The 1,591-nt window shown below is 60.2% G+C and carries 1 protein-coding gene; it reads left to right on the top strand.

Annotated features, from left to right (window positions below; translation table 11 throughout):
* Nucleotides 1-38: 38 nt before the first annotated feature.
* A partial coding sequence (locus EN939_RS33445; protein ID WP_127271738.1) for a TonB-dependent receptor plug domain-containing protein occupies nucleotides 39-1,591 on the top strand: 1,553 nt, incomplete at its 3' end.

The raw sequence follows: 1,591 nt of genomic DNA, 5'->3' as shown, positions 1-1,591 counted from the left end.
CCTTTGCGGCACCCGAGGGGCCAATTTGGAGTGCGACTATGCGGAATGAACTGATCGCGGGAACTTGCCTCGCACTGCTGCCACTTGCTTTCACGACCATGCCCGTGCAGGCGCAGAACACTGGAGATTCGGCACCCGCGATACAGCTGGAAACAGTGTTGGTGACGGCGAGCAGAACGGAGCAGCCGATCTCCAGCATTCCCGGGTCCGTCCAGGTCATCGAGGCTGATGAGCTGGCACAACAGCTCAAGCTGACGAGCGACCCGGCGACCCTGATTTCCAAGCTGGTTCCCGGTTTTTCGATCGCAAACCAGACGATTTCAGGTGCCTCGGAAAGCTTTCGCGGTCGCGGCGTGCTGATTCTCGTCGACGGCATTCCCCGCAACACCCCGTTGCGTGACGTTTCACGAACGCTTTCGCTTATCGATCTCGGCAAAGTCGAGCGCATTGAGGTGGTCAACGGGGCAAGCAGCCTTTACGGCTCCGGCGCGACCGGCGGCACCATCAATTTCATCACCAGGCGGGACGCGACCGAAAGACCAACCGTCACCGTCGAGACCAAGGTGAAGGCGTTCACTGCAAATCCCGGCAAGTCCCTGGCGCCGGAAGTTTCGGTTTCGGCGACGCAGAAGATCGGCAAATTCGACTACATGTTCTCGGCCAGCGGCCAGCGGACGCGCCGGACCTATGACGGAGACGGTCGCGAACTGCCGTCCGACGCCATGCTCGGCCAAGGCGGGGGCGATCGCACCGACTTCGGCAACCTCTATGCAAGACTGGGATATGAGGACGGGGCCCGTCGTTTCGAGGTCTCCGGCGAACTGGTCCGCATGGAACAGAATCCGGATTGGTTTTCCAATTTCCAGGCCACTCCAGCGGCGCCCGACTACACGGCGCCGTATACGGGCGAATCCGTGGAAGAGAATTCAAAATATTTCACCGCGCGCTATACCGACACCGCCTTCGCCTTGGGATCGCTCGAAGTGAAGTCGTTCTACAACGATATGGAGAAGCGCTTTCCCTTCACCCGCTTCGATCGCTTCGTGAACAATCAGGTCTACTATTCGGGCAACCCGCTCAACCCGCAGGCCAGCTTTGCCCAGACCACGCTCTTCAGCAAGCGCGCCGGCGTCACCGCTACGGTCGAGACCCCTCTCGACATGCTGCTGGAGGGGTCGACGCTGACCTGGGGCCTGGACTTCATCCACGACAAGACCTTCCAGAAACTCGAGAACGGCTGGGACGTCATCAGTCCGATGAAGCAGAACTCGGTCGCCGGCTTTGCCCAGTTGCAGGTCCCTGTGACCGACCGGCTGCGCCTGCAAGGTGGATTGCGCTACGAACGCTACTTCCTCGACATCGAGGATTTCAACCGCCCAGCCATCTTTTACATCAACCGGCCATATCCGGCGATCAACGTCATCGGCGGGTCCTTTGACTACGACAATCTGACTTTCAATGTCGGCGGCACATTCGATCTCACGCCCGATGTCCAGCTTTACGGTGGCTTCTCGCAGGGGTTCTCGCTGACCGACATCGGCAGCTTCACGCGGCGAGCCGGCGCCAACAGCAGTGCCGAACTGTGCGACGC

Source organism: Mesorhizobium sp. M7A.F.Ca.CA.002.05.1.1 (assembly GCF_003998335.1).
Lineage (GTDB): Bacteria > Pseudomonadota > Alphaproteobacteria > Rhizobiales > Rhizobiaceae > Mesorhizobium.
The sequence above is the reverse complement of the archived record's forward strand: the minus strand, read 5'-3'. Positions and strand labels throughout refer to the sequence as shown.